Source organism: Sphingopyxis sp. (assembly GCF_016463645.1).
GTDB lineage: Bacteria > Pseudomonadota > Alphaproteobacteria > Sphingomonadales > Sphingomonadaceae > Sphingopyxis.
Map to the genome: position 1 here is coordinate 1 of NZ_JAEMQX010000073.1, position 19074 is coordinate 19074.

At 66.4% G+C, this 19074-nt stretch carries 20 protein-coding genes; 10 read left to right on the plus strand and 10 right to left on the minus strand.

Annotated features, from left to right (window positions below; genetic code table 11):
* The first annotated feature begins 26 nt into the window (after window positions 1–26).
* Window positions 27–539, plus strand: a complete 513-nt coding sequence (locus JHC57_RS14600) for a MarR family transcriptional regulator (protein ID WP_294030866.1) — start codon at window positions 27–29, stop codon at window positions 537–539.
* Window position 540: 1 nt separating this feature from the next.
* Here the strand turns inward: JHC57_RS14600 and proC are convergent, their stop codons facing one another.
* Entirely contained in the window at window positions 541–1371 is an 831-nt protein-coding gene (gene proC / locus JHC57_RS14605; RefSeq protein WP_294030843.1) for a pyrroline-5-carboxylate reductase, read from the minus strand.
* 19 nt (window positions 1372–1390) lie between these two features.
* A complete protein-coding gene (locus JHC57_RS14610) occupies window positions 1391–3058 on the minus strand; it encodes an alkaline phosphatase family protein (RefSeq protein ID WP_294030844.1) in 1668 nt (555 codons plus the stop codon).
* A gap of 125 nt (window positions 3059–3183) precedes the next feature.
* Between JHC57_RS14610 and JHC57_RS14615 the strand changes: the two genes are divergently transcribed.
* From JHC57_RS14615 to JHC57_RS14635, 5 genes are all read left to right on the plus strand, one after another.
* Entirely contained in the window at window positions 3184–5223 is a 2040-nt protein-coding gene (locus tag JHC57_RS14615; RefSeq protein ID WP_366928546.1) for a thioredoxin family protein, read from the plus strand.
* Window positions 5223–5963 carry a TlyA family RNA methyltransferase gene (locus JHC57_RS14620; protein ID WP_294030845.1) on the plus strand — a complete coding sequence of 247 codons (741 nt, stop codon included), beginning with the start codon at window positions 5223–5225 and terminating at the stop codon, window positions 5961–5963. The genes JHC57_RS14615 and JHC57_RS14620 overlap by 1 nt, the downstream gene beginning before the upstream one ends.
* A 61-nt stretch (window positions 5964–6024) precedes the next feature.
* Entirely contained in the window at window positions 6025–6576 is a 552-nt protein-coding gene (locus tag JHC57_RS14625) for a TspO/MBR family protein (protein ID WP_294030846.1), read from the plus strand.
* Window positions 6577–6622: 46 nt separating this feature from the next.
* Window positions 6623–6952 carry an accessory factor UbiK family protein gene (locus JHC57_RS14630; protein ID WP_294030847.1) on the plus strand — a complete coding sequence of 110 codons (330 nt, stop codon included), beginning with the start codon at window positions 6623–6625 and terminating at the stop codon, window positions 6950–6952.
* Between the two features lie 96 nt (window positions 6953–7048).
* Window positions 7049–7555 (plus strand): YbjN domain-containing protein, encoded by a 507-nt coding sequence (locus JHC57_RS14635; protein ID WP_294030849.1) that lies wholly within the window; start codon window positions 7049–7051, stop codon window positions 7553–7555.
* Between the two features lie 77 nt (window positions 7556–7632).
* Here the strand turns inward: JHC57_RS14635 and JHC57_RS14640 are convergent, their stop codons facing one another.
* From JHC57_RS14640 to JHC57_RS14665, 6 genes are all read right to left on the minus strand, one after another.
* A complete protein-coding gene (locus JHC57_RS14640) occupies window positions 7633–8592 on the minus strand; it encodes a right-handed parallel beta-helix repeat-containing protein (RefSeq protein WP_294030850.1) in 960 nt (319 codons plus the stop codon).
* A 93-nt stretch (window positions 8593–8685) separates the two neighbouring features.
* The gene (gene metH, locus JHC57_RS14645; protein ID WP_294030852.1) at window positions 8686–11304 is read right to left on the minus strand and encodes a methionine synthase; all 2619 of its coding nucleotides are present in this window, start codon (window positions 11302–11304) and stop codon (window positions 8686–8688) included.
* A gap of 22 nt (window positions 11305–11326) precedes the next feature.
* Complete coding sequence (locus tag JHC57_RS14650; RefSeq protein WP_294030854.1) at window positions 11327–11851, minus strand: GNAT family N-acetyltransferase; 525 nt, start codon at window positions 11849–11851, stop codon at window positions 11327–11329.
* Window positions 11852–11855: 4 nt separating this feature from the next.
* Complete coding sequence (locus tag JHC57_RS14655) at window positions 11856–12920, minus strand: homocysteine S-methyltransferase family protein (RefSeq protein WP_294030855.1); 1065 nt, start codon at window positions 12918–12920, stop codon at window positions 11856–11858.
* Entirely contained in the window at window positions 12917–13858 is a 942-nt protein-coding gene (gene metF / locus JHC57_RS14660; RefSeq protein ID WP_294030857.1) for a methylenetetrahydrofolate reductase, read from the minus strand. The genes JHC57_RS14655 and metF overlap by 4 nt, the downstream gene beginning before the upstream one ends.
* Window positions 13855–14841 carry a metalloregulator ArsR/SmtB family transcription factor gene (locus JHC57_RS14665; RefSeq protein WP_294030858.1) on the minus strand — a complete coding sequence of 329 codons (987 nt, stop codon included), beginning with the start codon at window positions 14839–14841 and terminating at the stop codon, window positions 13855–13857. Before JHC57_RS14665 ends, metF begins: the two co-directional genes overlap by 4 nt.
* 231 nt (window positions 14842–15072) lie before the next feature.
* Between JHC57_RS14665 and JHC57_RS14670 the strand changes: the two genes are divergently transcribed.
* The 4 genes from JHC57_RS14670 to JHC57_RS14685 all read left to right on the plus strand — a co-directional run bounded on the left by JHC57_RS14670 (window position 15073) and on the right by JHC57_RS14685 (window position 16999).
* Window positions 15073–15405, plus strand: coding sequence for a hypothetical protein (locus JHC57_RS14670; RefSeq protein ID WP_294030859.1), 333 nt, complete (start codon window positions 15073–15075; stop codon window positions 15403–15405).
* 166 nt (window positions 15406–15571) lie between these two features.
* Window positions 15572–15901 (plus strand): entericidin EcnAB, encoded by a 330-nt coding sequence (locus tag JHC57_RS14675; protein ID WP_294030860.1) that lies wholly within the window; start codon window positions 15572–15574, stop codon window positions 15899–15901.
* 76 nt (window positions 15902–15977) lie between these two features.
* Window positions 15978–16175, plus strand: coding sequence for a hypothetical protein (locus tag JHC57_RS14680; protein ID WP_294030861.1), 198 nt, complete (start codon window positions 15978–15980; stop codon window positions 16173–16175).
* Window positions 16176–16321: 146 nt separating this feature from the next.
* Window positions 16322–16999: a DJ-1/PfpI family protein gene (locus tag JHC57_RS14685; RefSeq protein ID WP_294030862.1), complete on the plus strand. Its 678-nt coding sequence runs from the start codon at window positions 16322–16324 to the stop codon at window positions 16997–16999.
* On the opposite strand, the gene JHC57_RS14690 is transcribed toward JHC57_RS14685, so the two are convergent.
* Both JHC57_RS14690 and groL read right to left on the minus strand, forming a co-directional pair.
* Window positions 16996–17760, minus strand: a complete 765-nt coding sequence (locus JHC57_RS14690; RefSeq protein WP_294030864.1) for a glutaminyl-peptide cyclotransferase — start codon at window positions 17758–17760, stop codon at window positions 16996–16998. The two genes, JHC57_RS14685 and JHC57_RS14690, sit on opposite strands and share 4 nt — an antisense overlap.
* A gap of 171 nt (window positions 17761–17931) precedes the next feature.
* Window positions 17932–19074: chaperonin GroEL (gene groL, locus JHC57_RS14695; RefSeq protein ID WP_294030865.1), on the minus strand; the 1143-nt coding region annotated here is incomplete at its 5' end.

Below are 19074 nucleotides of genomic sequence, written 5' to 3' on the forward strand. Positions count from 1 at the left end.
GGGCGCGGCGCGCAACGGTAGCGACTATGCCGGATGAAAATTTTCTTTCACAAGTGCCCGCCGCCTCTGCTCTTTTCTTGCGCGAGGAGGAAGTGCGTCGCGGCATCGAATTCCTCTTTTTCGCCCATGCCTCGCTGTGGCGCGCCATCGACGCGCGGCTCGCCGAAAAGGAGCTGGGACGTGCGCACTACCGCGCGCTCTATTTCATCGCGCGGCAGCCGGGGCTGACGATTTCCGACCTCCTCGCCCTGCTCGGCATCACCAAGCAGTCGTTGGGCCGCGTCGTAAAGGAGCTGGAGGCGCGCGACTATCTGACGACGCGGCCGGGCAACCGCGACCGGCGCGCCAAGGAGCTGCGCCTGACCGATGCCGGTCGCGCGGCCGAAAGCGCGATCTTCACGACGCTGCGCGACACGATGAGCCGCGCCTACACCTATGCGGGACAGCAGGCGGTGACGGGCTTCTGGCAGGTCAGCGAGGCACTGGTTCCGGCGCGCGAGCGCCGCCGGATCGCGGCGCTCGGCAAGGACGCGGGCTAGGTCAGCCTTCGCCGCGCGCGATATCGGCGAGTTCGCGGCCGCGGTCGCGCGCCGCGCGCAGCACGTTGGTGAGCAACGCGGCGAGCTGGCCATCACTGTCGAGTACGTCGAGGCCTGCCTGCGTCGTGCCGCCCTTGCTCGCGACCTGCGCGATCAGCGCGCCGGGTTTTTCACCGCTGTCGGCGAGCAGCGCGGTCGCGCCGCCGAACGTCGCGGTGGCAAGCTTCAGCGCGTCCTCGGCCGAAAGGCCGAGGCGTTCACCCGCCGCGGCGTAGGATTCGATCAGACGGAACACGAAAGCGGGGCCGCTGCCGGTAAAGGCGGTGACGAGATCCATCGTCGAATCGTCGGCGAGCGCGACCGTCTGGCCGAGCGGATCGAGCAGCGCATGGATCGCCTTGTCATCGGCGTCCCCCGAGGTCGCAACTGCCGACACGCCGGCGCCGATGCGCGCGGCGAGATTGGGCAGGATGCGGACCTGCGCCCGCGCGGCCGGAAAGCGCGTCGCGAGGTCGGCGAGCGAAACGCCGGCGAGGATCGACAGCAGGTGGGTTTCGCCCGTCACCACCTCGGCAAGTTCGCTCGCGACTTCGCCGAGCTGCTGCGGCTTCATGCCGAGCATGATCCACTCGGCGGCACCGCCCGAACCGATCCATTCGGCCAGCGAGGCGAATTGCGCGATACCCTCGCGCGGCGCCGCGAACGGATCGACGATCGCGACCCCGGCCGGATCGAGCCCCGCCTTCAGCCAGCGATCGAGCATCGCGCCCGCCATGTTTCCGCACCCCACGAGCAGCATCCGGCCGGTGAAACCCTTCAAAGTTTTCGTCATGGTCCCTGGTTCTTCTTTGTTACCGGCAACTGCTTTCAGGACCCGAGATCAGGTCGAGGCAGCGGCCGTCGATCTTGTTGGCATCGACCGCGAGGCCGATCAGCGACGCGAGCGTCGGCATGATGTCCACCGTCATCACCGCATTGGGCTGTTCGAACGCGGCCAGCCCCCTGCGCCAGAAGAGGATCGGCACGCGGCGATCGTAATCCCACACCGAGCCGTGCGTCGCGACATAGCCGACGCCCGATTCGGGGATCGGAGTGACCCGCGGCTTCAGTGCGATGATGAAATCGCCCGACCGCTGCGGGTTGTAGGAGGCGCGCAGCTTGTCCATCAGCGTCCACGTATCGGCCGCGCGCTTCGAGATCGGATGCGCGTCGAGTTCCTCGCGCGTCACCACCGCCTCGATTTGCGGATGCGCGCGGAGACGCGGCAGCAATTCCGCCAGCGCGGCCTTGCGCTGCGCCGCGGTCAGCGTCTTCGCCAGATAATAATCGCCGCCATCGCCGTACAGAATGGGCTGCGGCAGGCCGAGCTTTTCGGCGACCACCTTGCCGATCGCCTCGGGATCGAGCGCCTTGTCGACGCGCTGCGCATCGGGCCAGGCGTTCTGGCGGTTGCGCTCGGGCAAGTCGTGGCCACCATGATCGGCGGTCAGCGCCACCACATAGTCGATGCCCGTCGCGTCGAGCCGCGCGAAGAAATCGCCGAGCTCGCGATCGAGCCCCGCCATCTGGATGCACATCTCGCTGCCTTCGGTGCCGGTGCTGTGGCCGACATAGTCTGTTGCCGACAGGCCGACGATCAGCAGGTCGGTGCTGTCGCCCTCACCCATCTTTCGTACCTGGCGCAGCGCCGCTGCGGTCGCGAGCACCGCACCGTCGGCCTCCGGCGAGGCCTGGAAACGGCGGAAGTCGCCCGCGTCGCGCGCCATGCGTCCGGTTCCGACCGAGCCGCCCTTTTCAAGCGGAATCGCGATGTCGTGCGGCGCGCATTCGGCAGGAAGCGTCAGTGCGGGGCGCGGCTGGTTGATCGCGGCAGCGATCGCGACGCCCGCCTGCTGTGCGGTCGGCGACAGGGTGGTGCCGCGATAGCTGGTGAGGCCGGTGGGCGCGAGCCACATCAGCTCGTCGGCCTGACGTCCACCCATCATGATCGCCGAACGATCCTTGCCCGACACCGAGACGACCTGCGCCTTCGGATCGCGCGCCTTCATCAGGTCGCCGAGCGTCGGGACGAGCAGATGGTTCACCGACGGCGCATATTCGCCGCCCTTCGAGGTCGTACCGGCAACACTCTCGTCCTCGGCGCAATAGACTCGCTTGTCCGCGCGCGTCGCCGACAGGTCGAAATAATTATTGGCGACGATGCCCGTATGCGCCGGATGATTGCCGGTCAGGATCGTCGAATGGCCGGGGCAGGTTTCGGTCGCGCCATGCGCCTGATAGCCCGACGGGAAGACGACGCCCGACGCGAGGCGCGCGAGACCGCCTGCGAAACGGCCGCGATATTCGGCGAAAAGGTCGGCGGAGAACTGGTCAACCGCAATCATCACCACGAGCTTCGGGGCAGGCGTCGCGGCCGTCACCTTCTGCTCCGGCGGCGCCGAACCCTGCGCAAGGCCGGTTCCGGCGGCGGCAAGGCAAAGCGCAGTGGCGAGGGTGGCGGACAGATATTTCAGCTTCACGGACGGCTTCTCCAACTCATGGGTGTCAGCGCGGGCTGTCCTCTCGTCGAAAGCCGCCTATATGGCAAGCCTTCGAAAGACGAACGGGCGCGGGCATGGCCATGAATTTGCAGAGTGAGGCTTTTGTGACACGGATAGCGCGTGCAGTGCTGTTCCTGCTGGCGCTGACGCTCGCAGCATTCAGCCCCGCGCAGGCGAAATCGACGCATATCCAGCCGAGGCTCGTTGCCGAGTCGGTGGCGCCCGCCCCCGGTGGCGGCACGACGCTCGCGCTGACCATGACGCCCGAAAAGACGTGGCACGGCTATTGGGCCAATGGCGGCGACGCGGGCTTCGGCCTGTCGGTCGAATGGAACGCGCCCGAAGGGGTCGCGATCGCTCCCTTCCGCTATCCGGTGCCCGACGCGCTGATCCTCTTCGGCATGATGAACCATGTCTACGAGCATCCCTATGCGCTGCTCGCCGACGTGCAGGTCGACAAGAGCATCGCGCCGGGCACCGACCTGACGCTGTCGGGGGTCGCCAACTGGCTCGCCTGCACCGACAAGGTATGCGTTCCCGAAAGGGCGGTGATCTCGGTGGCGCTGAAGGCGGGCGACGGGGCAGTGGTTCCGGCCGGGCGCGAGCGCTTCGACGGCTGGCGCGCGCTCCTCCCGCAGCCGCTCGACCGGCACGGCAGTTGGGAACGGCGCGGCGACATGGTGCGCTTCGCGATCCCGCTCCCCGCGAGCACCACGATCGACGCGCCGCACCTGTTCGTCGAGACGCAGGATGTCGTCGATTATGCCGCGCCCCAGCGCTTCAGCCGCAACGGCGATCAGATCATCGTCGAAACGCGCGCCAAGGGCGACAAGGCCGGGCCGATTTCGGCGCTGCTGAAGCTGGGCGGCGGTCGCGGCCTGTCGCTGCAGCTCGAGCCGGGTGCCGTTCCTTCGGCAGGCGAAACGATCGCGACGACAGCCGACGGTATCGACACGGGTCTGTTCGGGACCGCGCTCGGCGGTGCGATCCTAGGCGGACTGATCCTTAACCTGATGCCGTGCGTTTTCCCGATCCTCAGCCTCAAGGCGCTCAGCCTCGCGCGTTCGGGCGGCGATGCGAAAGGGGCCAAGGTCGAAGCGCTCGCCTATACCGCGGGCGCGGTCGTGACTTCGCTGCTACTCGGCGGCGCGCTACTCGCGCTGCGCGCCGTCGGCGAACAGGTTGGCTGGGCGTTCCAGCTCCAGCATCCCGTGAGCGTACTCGCGCTGCTGATTCTTGCGCTGGCCATCACATTGAACCTGCTCGGCGCCTATGAACTGCCCTCGTTCGGCGGCGGACAGACACTAGCCGGCAAGGGCGGCGCGGCGGGCGGTTTCTGGACCGGCGCGCTCGCGGCGTTCGTTGCGACACCGTGCAGCGGGCCTTTGCTCGGCGCCGCGCTCGGCGCGACGCTCGTGCTGCCGGCATGGGCCGCGCTGCCGATCTTCGGAGGCTTGGGCCTCGGCCTCGCCTTGCCCTTCCTCGCGATCGGCTTCGTGCCCGCCCTCAGAAATCGCCTCCCCAAGCCCGGACCATGGATGGACCGCTTTCGTAAATGGATGGCGCTGCCGATGGGGCTCACCACCTTGGCGCTGATATGGCTGCTCTGGCGCCAGCTCGGGAGCGGCGCACAGCTCCTGTGGCCGATCCTCGCGGTCGCGATGGCGCTCGTCCTGCTCACGCACTATGGCGCCGTACAGCGCGGCGACCGGCGGTCATGGCTGCTGATCGCGTCGGGCCTGCTCTTCGTCATCAGCCTGGCGGGCACCGTGACCGAGGTCGCCGAAGCGCAGCGCACGACGACCGGCGCCGGCTCCACTTTCTCTCCCGGCGCGCTTGCGAAGGCGCGTGCGACCGGCAAGCCGGTGTTCGTCTATTTCACCGCCGACTGGTGCCTGTCGTGCAAGGCGAACGAAGCCGGCGCGATCGAGCGCGAGACGGTGCAGAAGGCTTTCGACGAGGCGGGCGTCGTGACGCTCGTCGGCGACTGGACCAATGGCGATCCCGTCATCACCCGCACGCTGGCCGAACATGGCCGCAACAGCGTGCCGCTCTATCTCTGGTACGCCCCGGGCGCGGCAAAGCCCGAGATCCTGCCGCAGATCCTGACCCCCGGCCTGCTCACCGACAAGGCGGAGCGCTGATGGCGAAGCAACGCGCCGACCAGTTGCTCGTCGACCGCGGCCTCGCCGAAAGCCGGACGCGCGCGCAGGCGCTGATCCTCGCGGGACTTGCCTTCGTCGGCGACCGCAAGATCGACAAGGCGGGACAGCAGATCGCCGACGATGCCGAGCTGAGCGTGAAAGGCCGCGACCATCCGTGGGTGTCGCGCGGCGGAATCAAGCTCGACCATGCGCTCACGCATCTCGGCTGGGACGTGACCGGCGCGGTCGCGATCGACGTCGGATCGTCGACGGGGGGCTTTACCGACGTGCTGCTCGGCCGCGGGGCGGCGCGCGTATATGCCGTGGATTCGGGCACCAACCAGCTCGCGTGGAAGCTGCGGCAGGACGAGCGCGTCATCGTCCACGAACAGACAAGCGCGCGCATCCTGACACCCGCGCATATTCCCGAACCCGTCGACCTGATCGTCTGCGACGCGAGCTTTATCGCGCTGTCGAAGGTGCTTCCCGTGCCGATGTCGTTTGCGAAGGCCGGCGCGCGCATGGTCGCGCTGATCAAGCCGCAGTTCGAAGCCGAACGCCATGAAGTCGGCAAGAAGGGCGTCGTGCGCGACGTCGCCGTGCACGCGCGCGTCTGCGGCGAGGTTCGCGACTGGTTGACCGGCGAAGGATGGGATGTGCTCGACCTGGTCGAAAGCCCGATCACCGGCCCCGAAGGCAATGTCGAATTTCTGATCGCTGCGGTGAACCGAACCGCTTGACGCTGCGCCGCACAATCGCGACACAAATGCAACGGATTCGCGTGTGGGGGATATTGCGGACATGACCGAAATCGCAACGCCGGGCCAGCTTCGCATGTCCTATCTGCGATGGGCGCTGGTCACCGTACCGGCGATCGTGCTGATCGGCAGCCTGATGGGCGCACTTTCGAACAGCGGCTATGACAATCGCTGGTTCGCCGCGCTCGACCTGCCGCCGATCACCCCGCCGGGCTGGGTTTTCGGCACGGTGTGGCCAATCCTCTATATCTGTCTCGGCCTGTCGCTCGCGATGATCCTGCACGCGCGCGGCGCGAAGGGGCGCGGTTTCGCGCTGCTCCTCTTCCTCGTCCAGCTGATCGCCAATTTCGCCTGGTCGCCGCTCTTCTTCGGGCAGCATCAGGTGACGACCGCGCTTTATCTCATCATCTTCATCCTGATGGTGACGGTCGCGACCGCTTTCGCCTTCGCACCGATCCGCAGGGCGGCGGCGTGGCTCCTCGTCCCCTATATGGCGTGGCTCAGCTTCGCGGCGATCCTCAATTTCCAGATCGATCAGCGCAATCCGGATGCCGAAACCCTTGTTCCCGCCGCCGCCAGCACCCAAATAGGGTAAGGCGCAAGGGATAACTGGGGGACGACCCCCGACTAAGGAATATGACATGCAGAGCGAAAACCGCTTTTTCGACGACTTCGCCAAGATGGTGAACGGCATTGCCGGTACCGTCGCGGGCGCAGGCCGCGAGGCAGAGGCCGCCATGCGCGACCGCGCCAAGGAATGGGTCGGCCGCATGGATTTCGTCAGCCGCGAGGAATTCGAGGCGGTAAAGCAGATGGCCGCCACCGCGCGCGCCGAAGCCGAAGCGCTGAAGGCCCGGCTCGACAAGCTCGAAGGCGCAGGCAAGCCCGCAGCGGCGACGCCGAAAGCCGCGGCGAAGCCTGCTACCGCCAAGCCGGCGGCGAAGCCCGCCGCGCGCAAGCCCAAAAACTAACGCATCCCGCGTGCCTTTCGAACGTTGTTTGCAATATCCCCGGATGGCGCGGGACGCGGACTCGCGTCGAGGCGCCTTCCGGGCTAAGGCGCGCGCATGAGTGACGATCTTTACGACGACGATGACGGCCAGGACGCGGCACCGATGGAGATGCTGGCGTCCTATTTCGCCGCGCACGACTGGCCGCACGAAATGATCGGCGAGGACGAGATCGTCGCGACCGCGCAGGGCAGCTGGACAACCTATGAGCTGCGCGCGGTGTGGCGCCCCGATGACGGGGTGATCCAGCTTCTCGCATTTCCCGACATCCGCGTCGTCGAGGACAAGCGCGCGGTCGCGCACGAGGCGCTCGCGCTGATCAACGAGCAGCTCTGGCTCGGCCATTTCGAGCTATGGTCCAACAGCGGGACGATCCTCTATCGCCACGGGATGCTCGTCGGCGCCGACGCGTCGCTGCCGCTCGACCTGACCGAGACGCTGATCGAAAGCGCGATCGACGAATGCGAACGCTTCTACCCGGTGTTCCAGTTCGTGCTGTGGGGCGGCAAGACGCCCGCCGAAGCGCTCGCCGCGTCGCTCATCGAAACCCGCGGCGAAGCCTAGGACCAACCGGCATTCGGCCCTGGCCGCCTGCAAATGGCGGCTTTTTGGGACTCGCCATCGTCCGATGTCGATCGGCCTTAGCCCGATATCTTCTCGAAGCGCGTCAGCCCCGGCCCCAGTTCGTTCGGGCCGATCGCAAGCGCCTCGCCGCTCCAGTCGGCGACGAAGATCGTCTTGCGGCCAGTGCCTTGCGGGACGCTTGCCCGATTTCCCTCGATAATCAGTCCGCGCGACGGATTGTCGCGCGCCTCGGCCGCGACCGCGATCAGCGCGCCGTAATTTTCCTTGTCACGCCCCTGGATCATCAGATTGTTCGCGATCCGCCCGGTCGACCCGGCGGGCAGATCGATCAGATAATTGGTCGTCTTTCCCTGCGTGTCGTCGAAGCTGTTGTCGCGAATTTCGACGCGCGGCGCTCGGGTCTTGAGATAATGGCCACCGCTGCCCTTTTCGAAGCGCGTGTTCGTCACGATCACACGGCCGTAAGCGCCGGTATAGACGCTGTGCGCGCAACTGAGACCGCGGTCGCAGCGACCGAGGCGCGAGAAGGTCGAGCGCGTGATCGTCAGCGTCGCCGCGGCATCATCGCCCGTGAGAATGCCCTCCTCGCTGTCGCGGAACATGCTGTTCACGATCTCGAGGTCGCTGCGTTCGAGGCGAATGCCCGCGCCATTGCCGTCGGGCACACGCAGGTTCTGGAAGACGATGCCGTCGACCTTCGCGCCATTGCCGCGCAGCACGAGCGTCGCCTTGCCTTCGCAGGTCACGCCGTCGAAGATCGCGCGGCCGGCTTCGGCAGCGACGAGGGCGATGCGGCCCGCGGTCTGGACCGCGCAGTCGCGATGATAGCCGGGAGCGACGCGGATGGTGCCTTCACCCTCGCCGATCGCGTCGACCGCTTCCTGCAGGCGATTGAAGCCGCGGCCGTCGACGCTGTACGGCGCGCCGCCGGTCTGCGCGGGCAGCGAGCCCGGCGCGATGAGCAACGGAAGGGCGAGCAGCGGCAGCAAGGGCCGGCGAAGGATCGACTGGAACATGGCCGCTCCATAGCCGCTTTCCCCGGCGTAGTCGCTCGCGAAGCTGGGGAACTCCGTGCCTGTCCCCTTATCGGACAGACGCCACCGCACCCGTTAATCGAGATTCGGACGCAGCCACCGGGTCGCGGTTTCCAGATCGACCCCGCGGCGCTCGGCATAGTCGGCAAGCTGATCGCTGCCGATCCGCGCGACACCGAAATACTGGCTTTCGGGATGGCCGAAATAGAAGCCGCTCACCGCCGCGGTGGGCAGCATCGCGAAGCTTTCGGTCAACACCAGCCCGGCATTGTCGTCCGCCGCGAGCAGGTCGAACAGGATGGGCTTCAGACTGTGGTCGGGGCAGGCCGGATAACCCGGCGCCGGACGAATTCCGCGATATTCCTCCTTGATCAACGCCTCGTTGGTGAGCTGCTCGCCGGGCGCATAGCCCCAGAGGGTGGTGCGGACATGCTGGTGCAGCCGTTCCGCAAAGGCTTCGGCGAAGCGATCGGCGAGCGCTTTCAGCAGGATGTCCGAATAATCGTCCTTGTCGGCGCGGAAGCGTTCCGAATGCGGTTCGATGCCGTGGATGCCGACCGCGAAGCCGCCCATCCAGTCGCCCGCCGGATCGATGAAGTCGGCGAGGCACATATTGGCGCGGTCGCGGCTCTTCTTGATCTGCTGGCGCAGGAAGGGGAGCGTCACATGGCGCTCCTCGTCGGCGAGGTGGATCGTGACGCTGTCGCCGTCGCGCGCGCACGGCCAGAAGGCGCAGACACCGCGCGCGGTCAGCCACTTCTCGGCGATGAGCTTGTCGAGCATTGCGTCGGCATCGGCCTTTAGCGCCTGTGCCGTTTCGCCGACCACATCGTCCTGAAGGATCGACGGCCAGGTGCCGTGCAGTTCCCACGCGCGGAAAAAGGGCGTCCAGTCGATGCAGTCGCGCAGATCCTCGAGCGACCAGTCGTCGAACCGGTGCAGTCCGGGCTGCAGCGGCGGCGCGGGCTTGTCGCTCAGATAGGCGTCGTAATAATTGGCGCGCGCTTCTTCGAGCGTGTGCAGCACACTCTGCCCCTTGCCCGCGCGCACGTCGCGGACATGGGCGTAATCATCCTTGTAACCCTGCACATAGGCGTCGCGTCCGGTGTCGCTGACGAGCGCCGTCGCCACCCCGACCGCGCGGCTCGCGTCCAGCACGTGGAGCACCGGGCCCTGATAGGCGGGATCGATGCGGAGCGCGGTGTGCACCTTCGACGTCGTAGCGCCGCCGATCAGCAACGGCATCGTCAGCCCCGCACGCTGCATTTCCTCGGCCACCGTCACCATCTCGTCGAGCGACGGGGTGATCAGGCCCGAAAGGCCGATCATGTCGGCGTCATTCTCGTTCGCCGCCTCGAGAATCTTCGACCAGGGCACCATCACACCGAGGTCGACGATTTCGAAGCCGTTGCATTGCAGCACGACGCCGACGATATTCTTGCCGATGTCGTGGACGTCGCCCTTGACGGTGGCCATCACGACCTTGCCCTTGCCCTTCGCGCCCGGCTCTTTCGACGCCTCGATGAAGGGTAGCAGGTGCGCGACCGCCTTCTTCATCACGCGGGCAGATTTCACGACCTGCGGCAGGAACATCTTGCCCGAACCGAAAAGGTCGCCGACGACGTTCATGCCGTCCATCAGCGGCCCTTCGATCACCTCGATCGGGCGCGGCAAAGCCTGCCGCATCTCTTCGGTGTCATCGACGATATAGGCGTCAATCCCCTTGACCAACGCATGTTCCAGCCGCTTGCGCACCTCCCAGCCGCGCCATTCCTCGGCCGCCTTTTCCTGCGCGGCGTTCGTGCCCTTGTAGCGCTCGGCGAGCGCGATCAGCCGCTCGGTGGGACTCAGTTCCTCGCCTTCGACCTTGCGGTTGAGGATGACGTCCTCGCACGCGGTGCGCAGCTCGGGGTCGATCGTGTCGTAGACGTCGAGCTGGCCCGCGTTGACGATCGCCATGTCGAGCCCGGCCGGAATCGCATGATAGAGGAAGACGCTGTGCATCGCGCGGCGCACCGTCTCGTTGCCGCGAAAACCGAACGACAGGTTCGACAGCCCGCCCGAGAAATGGACGTGCGGGCAGCGGATGCGGATTTCCTTCACCGCTTCGATGAAGTCGACCGCATAATTGTCATGCTCCTCGAGTCCCGTCGCGACCGCGAAGATATTGGGGTCGAAGATGATGTCCTCGGGCGGGAAACCGATCGTCATCAGCAGCTTGTAGGCGCGCTCGCAAATCTCGATCTTGCGCGCCTCGGTATCGGCCTGCCCGACCTCGTCGAACGCCATCACGACGACCGCGGCGCCATAGGCCATGCATTTGCGCGCATGCCCCAGGAACTGCTCCTCGCCCTCCTTCATGCTGATCGAGTTGACGATCGGCTTGCCGGGAACGCATTTCAGCCCCGCCTCGATCACATCCCATTTCGAGCTGTCGATCATCACCGGAATGCGTGCGATATCGGGCTCGGCGGCGATGAGCTTCAGGAAGGTCGTCATCGCATATTCGGCGTCGAGCAGGCCTTCGTCCATGTTGACGTCGATGACCTGCGCGCCATTCTCCACCTGCTGGCGCGCGACTTCGACCGCCGCGGTATAATCGTCGGCAAGGATCAGTTTCTTGAACGCCGCGGAACCCGTGACGTTGGTGCGCTCGCCGATGTTGACGAAGGTGGAGGAAGCGGCGGTGGTCATCGAATAATCCTGAGACTGAATATTAGGCGGCGAGCGGACGAGCGAGGACGAGATCGTCGTAGAGCTTGCCGCCGACATTGAACCGGCGCGTGCCGAGGTCGGCAAATCCCTGCTTGCGGTAAAAGGCGAGGGCGCGCTCGTTGCGGGCATAGACGCCGAGGAGCAGGCGTCGATAACCCCGCGCCGCGTCGAGCACCTGTTTCATCAGCGCCGCGCCGAGCCCCGTGCCGTGGAAACGCGAAAGCGAATAGATGCGCTTCAGTTCGATATCGCCGTCGAGCGCGGCCGCGAGGTCGGGCTTGCTCACCAGTGCGAAGCCGATCGGCGCGCCGCCGGGCTGCGCCTCGGCGATCCACGCGCGCGCGCCGCCGGCCAGAAGGGCACGATAGGCGGCCTCGCCATGCTGCGCGGCGCAGTGACCGACGATCGCATCGCCGTCGAGAATGCCCGCGAAGGTTTCAAGGAAGGTCGCCGCGCCGATCAGCGCAAGCGCCGCCGCGTCGTCGACTCCGGCTTCCCGGATCGTCCATGCCGGAATGTCGCTCATCGGGTCAGGCCGCCATGGTGAAGGGTTCGAGCCCCGCGAGCCGCGTGCGCACCGCGACGTGGGGGATCTGTCGTCCCGGAAGGCCTTCGATCGCTTTCGCCATCGCTGCGATATGCGCCGGGGTCGAACCGCAGCAGCCGCCGAGGATGTTGACCTGTCCATGCTCGGCCCATTCGCGGACCAGCTCGGCCGTCGTCTCGGGCAACTCGTCATATTCGCCGAGTTCGTTGGGCAGGCCCGCATTCGGATAGACCATCACCAGCGCATCGGCGAGATCGGACAGCGCCTTCACATGCGGGCGCAGTTGCGACGCGCCGAACGAGCAGTTGAGCCCGATGGTCAGCGGCTTCGCATGGCGCACCGCGTACCAGAAGGCCTCGACCGTGTGCCCGGACAGATTGCGGCCCGAAAGATCGGTGAGGGTCATCGAGATCATCAGCGGCAGCTCGCGCCCGACCTTTGCCTCGGCCTCGAGCGTCGCCGCGATTCCCGCCTTGGCGTTGAGCGTATCGAAGATCGTCTCGATCAGGATGAAATCGGCCCCGCCGTCGGCGAGGGCCACGACCTGTTCCAGATAGACGTCCTTCAATTCGTCGAAATCGATCTCGCGATACCCCGGATTGTTGACGTCGGGCGACAACGACAGCGTCTTGTTCGTCGGACCGACCGCGCCCGCGACGAAGCGGCGGCGACCATCGAGCGCCTCATATTTGACCGCCGTCTCGCGGCCCAGCCGTGCGCTTTCGATGTTGATGTCGGCGACGAGCGCCTCGGCGCCATAATCGGCTTGGCTGATCCGGTTCGCGCTGAAGGTGTTGGTCGACACGATGTCCGACCCGGCGGCGAGATAGGCTTCACCGATCGCGGTGACGACGTCGGGACGCGTCAGCGCGAGGATGTCGTTGTTGCCCTTCTGGTCGTGGCCCAGGCCGAGCGAGCCGGCATAGTCGGCTTCGTCCAACTTGCGGAGCTGAATCTGCGTACCCCAGCCCCCGTCGGTGAGCAGGATGCGCTCTTTCGCCGCCGCCTGCAGGGCCTCGCGTGCGCCGGTTCCGGAATTTGAGGTCATGCGGCTTTCTCCGTCGCAGGGGCCGCCTTCGGACGCAGGCCCAGGAGGTGGCAGATGGCATAGCTCAGCTCGGCGCGGTTGAGCGTATAGAAGTGGAAATCGCGCACCCCGCCCGCATAGAGACGGCGGCTCATCTCGGCCGCGATCGTCGCCGCGACGAGCTGGCGCGCGGCGGGCAGATCGTCGAGCCCCTCGAACAGCGAGATCATCCAGCCGGGAATGGCGGTGCCGCACATGTCGGCCATGCGCCGGGTCTGCGACACGTTCGACACGGGCAGGATGCCGGGGATGATCGGCGCGTCGATGCCCGCCGCCGCCGCCGCGTCGCGAAAGCGCAGGAAGCTGTCGGGCGAGAAGAAGAATTGCGTGATCGCACGCGTCGCCCCGGCGTCGAGCTTGCGCTTCAGATTGTCGAGATCGGACTGCGCGCAATCGGCATCGGGATGCACTTCGGGATAGGCCGCGACCGAAATATCGAACGGCGCGATCGCCTTCAGTCCCGCGACCAGCTCGATCGCATTGGCATAACCTTCGGGATGCGCGCGATACGGCGCTCCGCCCGGCACGTCGCCACGCAGCGCGACGATATGGCGCACGCCCGCGTCCCAATAGGCGCCCGCGACCTCGTCGATCTCGGCGCGCGACGCCTCGACGCAGGTCAGGTGCGCGGCGGGCGGAACCGCGCTTTCGGACGCGATGCGCGCGACGGTCGCATGGGTGCGTTCGCGCGTCGATCCGCCGGCGCCATAGGTTACCGATACGAAGCTCGGACCGAGCGGCTCCAATGTGCGGAACGTGTCCCACAATTGCGCTTCCATCTTCTCGGTCTTCGGCGGGAAGAATTCGAAGCTGACGCCGATATCGCCTTCAAGATTGGCGAACAGCGGCGACGCCGCGGCGCGGCGCGCCTCTGCCAGCGAGTTCAAGTTCGACGTCATGCCGCAAGCCTTTTACTTTGTCCGCCTTCGGTGACGGTGGGTTGATCTTCATCGCTCCGGCGGCGGCCGAGCCACAGCTTCACGGCCAGCTCCCCGCCCTCGAGCGTCTGGGTGGTTTCGAGCAGCAGGCCGGTCGACGCGAACCAGCCGCGAATCTGTGCATCGGAAAAGCCGAGGCGCGCATGCGCCGCGAGGCTGCGCAATTCCTCATCCTCGTGCGGCGCAAAATCGACGACGAGCAAATGGCCGCCACCGCGCAGCACGCGGCTCGCCTCGGCGATCACGCGATCGGGTTCCTGCGCGAAATGCAGCGCCTGATGGATGACGATGCTGTCGACGCTCGCATCGGCGACCGGCAGATTCAGGAAATCGCCCTGCAGCAGATCGACCGGCACCGGCTGTCCCTCGAGCTTGGCACGCGCGATCCGCAACATTTCGGGGCTGCGGTCGAGCGCGGTTATACGGCGCGCGGTCGGCGCGAAAATCTCCGCCATCCGTCCCGTGCCCGTCCCGATATCGAGCAGATGGCCGAGCCGGCGATTGTGCATCATCGCGAGCATTGCGGCCTCGACCTCGCTTTCGGCGACATGGCGCGAGCGTATCGCGTCCCATTCGGCCGCATGCTCGGCGAAATAGCGCTCGGCCGCAGCGGCGCGTTCGTCGCGCACCGCCGCCAGCCGCCGCGCGTCATGTGCGATAACGCGCGTCTCGCGCGCCGAGAAAGGCCATTTATCCGCCTGCGCGATGATTTCCCCGACCGGTCCGCCGACGGCAATGCGCAGGAAAACCCAGCTGCCCTCGCGCCGGCGTTCGACGATACCCGCCTCGACCAGGATGCGAACGTGGCGCGACACGCGCGGCTGGCTCTGGTCGAGCACGACCGCCAATTCGCCGATCGCAAGCTCCATCTCGCGCAGCAGTGCCACGACTCGCAGACGCGTCGGATCCGCCAAGGCACGGAAAATGTCGATCAGTTCGCTCACAAAGCAACATATAAAGCTTTCTTTATATCTGGTCAACCGAGCGCCGCGCCTCAATTTCTGCCGTGCATGATCCGGCCGCCGGCCAATTGCGACGAAACGCGTGGGCAAAAAAGGGACAAGGCCGTTGCGCGCCATTTGGCGAGGGGGTAATTCTGCGCGCGATTGGCAAAGTCCGGGATCGATCAGTTCCTGTGCCGGTCGATCAGTTCAAACCGAGAGGGGTATACCCATATGAAGAAATCGATCACTCTGTCGCTCGTTCTGGCCGCTTCGATGGGCCTCGCTGCCTGCGCCGAAAAGGCTGCCGACGACACGGCTGCCGCAACCGAAGACGCCGCCGCGACCGTCGAAGGCGCTGCTGACGGCGCGATGGAAGCCGCCGCTGGCGCTGCCGACGCGACCGCTGCCGCAGCCGGCGAAGCCGGTGCCGCCGCCGACGCCGCGGGCGATGCCGCCGCTGCGGGCGACGCCGCTGTTGCCGCCGACAAGGCGACCGAAGCCGCCGGCGCTGCCAAGGAAGCGGCCGACGCCGCCAAGGGCGCGCTGGAAGAAGCCAAGAAGTAAGCTTCTTTCAGGCTTTCCGGCCAAGGAAAATGGGGGTCGCCGGCTTGCCGGCGGCCCCTTTTCTTTTGGGACAGGTATCAAGCGGCGCGGTTGCCAAGCCCCCGATCCGCCGTTAACCCTGCATCCCATGGCCGGCCGCCCGGCCATTGCATTCGAAAGGAATATCATGCGCAAGATCATCATCGCCTCGATGGCCGCAGCTGCCTTCAGCCTCGCCGCCTGCTCGGAAAAGACGCAGGACGCCGCTTCGGAAACCGCGACCTCGGCCGCAGATGACGCCGCTGCCGCCGGCGATGCCGTCGCCGAAGGCGCCGCCGACGCTGCCGACGCGACCGCTGCTGCTGCCGGCGAAGCCGCCGACGCGACCGCCGATGCCGCCAAGGACGCCGGCAATGCGGTCGAAGGCACCGTGAAGGCCGCCGGCGACGCCGCCGACAAGGCCGGCGACAAGATCGCCGAAGAAACCAAGAAGGCCGAAGCCAACGACAAGAAGTAAGTCGCAGGCACGCCTTCGGGCTGTTATCGAAGGGCTCCATCCTGCCGGGTGGAGCCCTTTTTCATCGGAGCATATGATGCGAAACCTCTGGCCGGCAGCCGTCATGCTCGCGCTCTTCGCGGCGGGATGCAGCCGCACCGACAATGAACCGGGGCCCGGCGGCGTGACGGTCAGCGAGGCCAAGGCGCTCGACGATGCCGCCGCTATGCTCGAAAGCCGCGATGGCACGCCCGCGCCCGGCGAGGCTTCGGCAACGAAGGATACCGCCGAATAGGCTTCCCTCCTCGCCTTGCCGAAGCTAGATTGCCATCGTCCCGCGACTGGCGCTGAAGATGGAGACCCATCGGGAAGCGGGGCCGATCGGAAGATCGCGACGAGCCGCGCGCCTGGGTGATCCACTGCCAGCGCAAGGACATCCGCATGACCGACACGTCCCCGATCCAGATCGTCTTCCTGCTGTTTCCCGGCATCACGCAGCTGGACTTCACCGCGCCTGCGCAGGCGCTCTGCCGGATGCCCGGCGCCGTGCTGGCCGGCGCGGCTGCGAGCCTCGATCCGATAGCGACCGACAGCGGCTTCGCGATCGTACCGACGCATGATTTCGCATCAGCCCCGCAAGCCGACATCCTCTGTATCCCCGGCGGGCACGGCGTAACCGATGCGCTGGACGATGCCGCGACCATCGACTTCATCACCCGCCAGGCCGCGGGTGCGCAGTGGGTGACGAGCGTCTGTACCGGCGCCTTCCTGCTCGGCCGTGCCGGACTCCTTCATGGCAGACGCGCGACGACGCATTGGAGCTATACGCACCTTCTGCCGCTCGTCGGGGCACGTCACGAAAGGGCCCGCATCGTCGAGGACGGACATGTCGTGACGAGCGGCGGGGTGACCTCGGGGCTCGATTTCGCGCTGACACTGATCGCGCGGGTGAAGGGCGACATGGTCGCACAGGCGATCCAGCTCGCGATCGAATATGACCCCTCCCCGCCCTTTGCCAGCGGCCACCCCGATCGCGCGCCCGAAAAGGTCACCGCCGGACTGAAGGCCCGCGTCTATGACGCCGCGGCGGCGCGGATGGAGGCCGCGCTCCGGGCCTAGCGACAGTCGGCGAGCGCGATTTCGTAAAGCTTGGGCCAGTTCTTGCCTGTCACGAACAGGCGCTTCTTCTTTGCGTCCCAAGCGATGCCGTTGAGCACATTGTCGGTGCCGCTGGCGCCGGCATCGACCTTGAGCGTCGACAGGTCGATAAGCGAGACGACATTGCCGGTCGCGGGATCGATCCGGACGATGAAATCGGTCATCCAGACATTGGCCCACACCTGGCCGTCGATCGTCTCGAGTTCGTTGAGCATCGCGACCGGCCGGCCGGCGAAACGGACCGTCACGCGCTTCTGCTCCGTCATCGTCGCCGGGTCGAAGAAGCGCAGCGCAGGCGTGCCGTCGCTGAGGACGAGGCTGTCGCCGACCATCGTCAGTCCCCAGCCTTCGCCGTCATATCTGAAGGTGCCGATGGATCTGAGGTCCTTGACCGACCAGCGGTTGCCCACCCCGCCCTGCCATGTCACGCCGATGATCTGATCGCCCCAGCGCGTGATCCCCTCGCCGAACTGGTCCGGGGGGAGTTTCGTCTGGGCGAGCGCCTCCCCCGTATCGAGGTCGAGGCGGGCGACGCGCGACCGGCCATATTGGCCGGTGGCTTCGTAAAGATGCCCCTCATGCCAGAAGAGGCCCTGCGTGAAGGAGGTGGTGTCGTGCGGGAAGGTCCGGACGATGCGGTAGCCGCATCGCTCGACGGGCGGCGTCGCGGGCGTCGCCGCGACCGGCGGATCGGCGAGCAGGGCGAGAGCAAGGGCGAACATCATCGCCGCCCTAGCTATGCCGGGCGGGGCAAAGTCGCAATGTCCCATTCTTCCTGTTTCGTCATGTCGAACCTGATCCGGCATGACGGGGAGTCGGGAAACCAAGGAAAAAGGGCCGGAGGATTGCTCCCCCGGCCCCGTTTCTCGTTGGCTGAGCGCCGAACGGCGGACTTAGAAGTCCATGCCGCCCATGCCGCCCATACCGCCGCCGCCCATCGGCATCGCCGGCTTGTCTTCCGGCAGCTCGCTGACGGCGGCTTCGGTGGTGATCAGCAGACCCGAAACCGACGCGGCGTCCTGAAGCGCGGTGCGCACGACCTTGGTCGGGTCGATGACGCCGGCGGCCTTCAGGTTTTCATAGACGTCGGTCGCGGCGTTGAAGCCCTGATCCTGGTTGTTTTCGCGCAGCAGGTTGCCGGCGACAACCGCACCGTCGTGGCCGGCATTGGCCGCGATCTGGCGCAGCGGCGCTTCGATCGCCTTGCGGACGATGTCGATGCCGCGGGTCTGGTCGTCGTTGGCGCCCTTCAGGCCTTCGAGTGCCTTGGTCGCATAGAGGAGCGCGGTACCGCCACCGGGGACGATGCCTTCCTCGACCGCGGCGCGGGTCGCGTGCAGCGCGTCGTCGACGCGGTCCTTGCGTTCCTTCACTTCGACTTCGGTCGCACCGCCGACCTTGATCACGGCAACACCGCCGGCGAGCTTCGCCAGACGTTCCTGCAGCTTTTCACGGTCATAGTCGCTCGTCGTGGTTTCGATCTGCGCACGGATCTGTTCGACGCGGCCCTTGATCGCGTCATGGTCGCCAGCACCATCGACGATGGTGGTGTTGTCCTTGTCGATCGTGACGCGCTTCGCCTGGCCGAGCATGTTCAGCGTGACCGACTCGAGCTTGATGCCGAGGTCTTCGCTGATCATTTCACCGGCGGTCAGGATCGCGATGTCCTGCAGCATCGCCTTGCGGCGATCGCCGAAGCCCGGCGCCTTGACGGCCGCGACCTTGAGGCCGCCGCGCAGACGGTTCACGACGAGGGTCGCGAGCGCTTCGCCTTCGATGTCCTCGGCGATGATGAGGAGCGGACGGCCCGACTGCACAACCGCTTCGAGGATCGGAAGCATCGACTGGAGGTTCGACAGCTTCTTTTCGAAGATCAGGATGTACGGATCGGCGAGCTCGACGATCATCTTTTCGGGGTTGGTGATGAAGTAGGGCGACAGGTAGCCGCGGTCGAACTGCATGCCTTCGACGACGTCGAGCTCGAATTCGAGGCCCTTGGCTTCCTCGACGGTGATCACGCCTTCCTTGCCGACCTT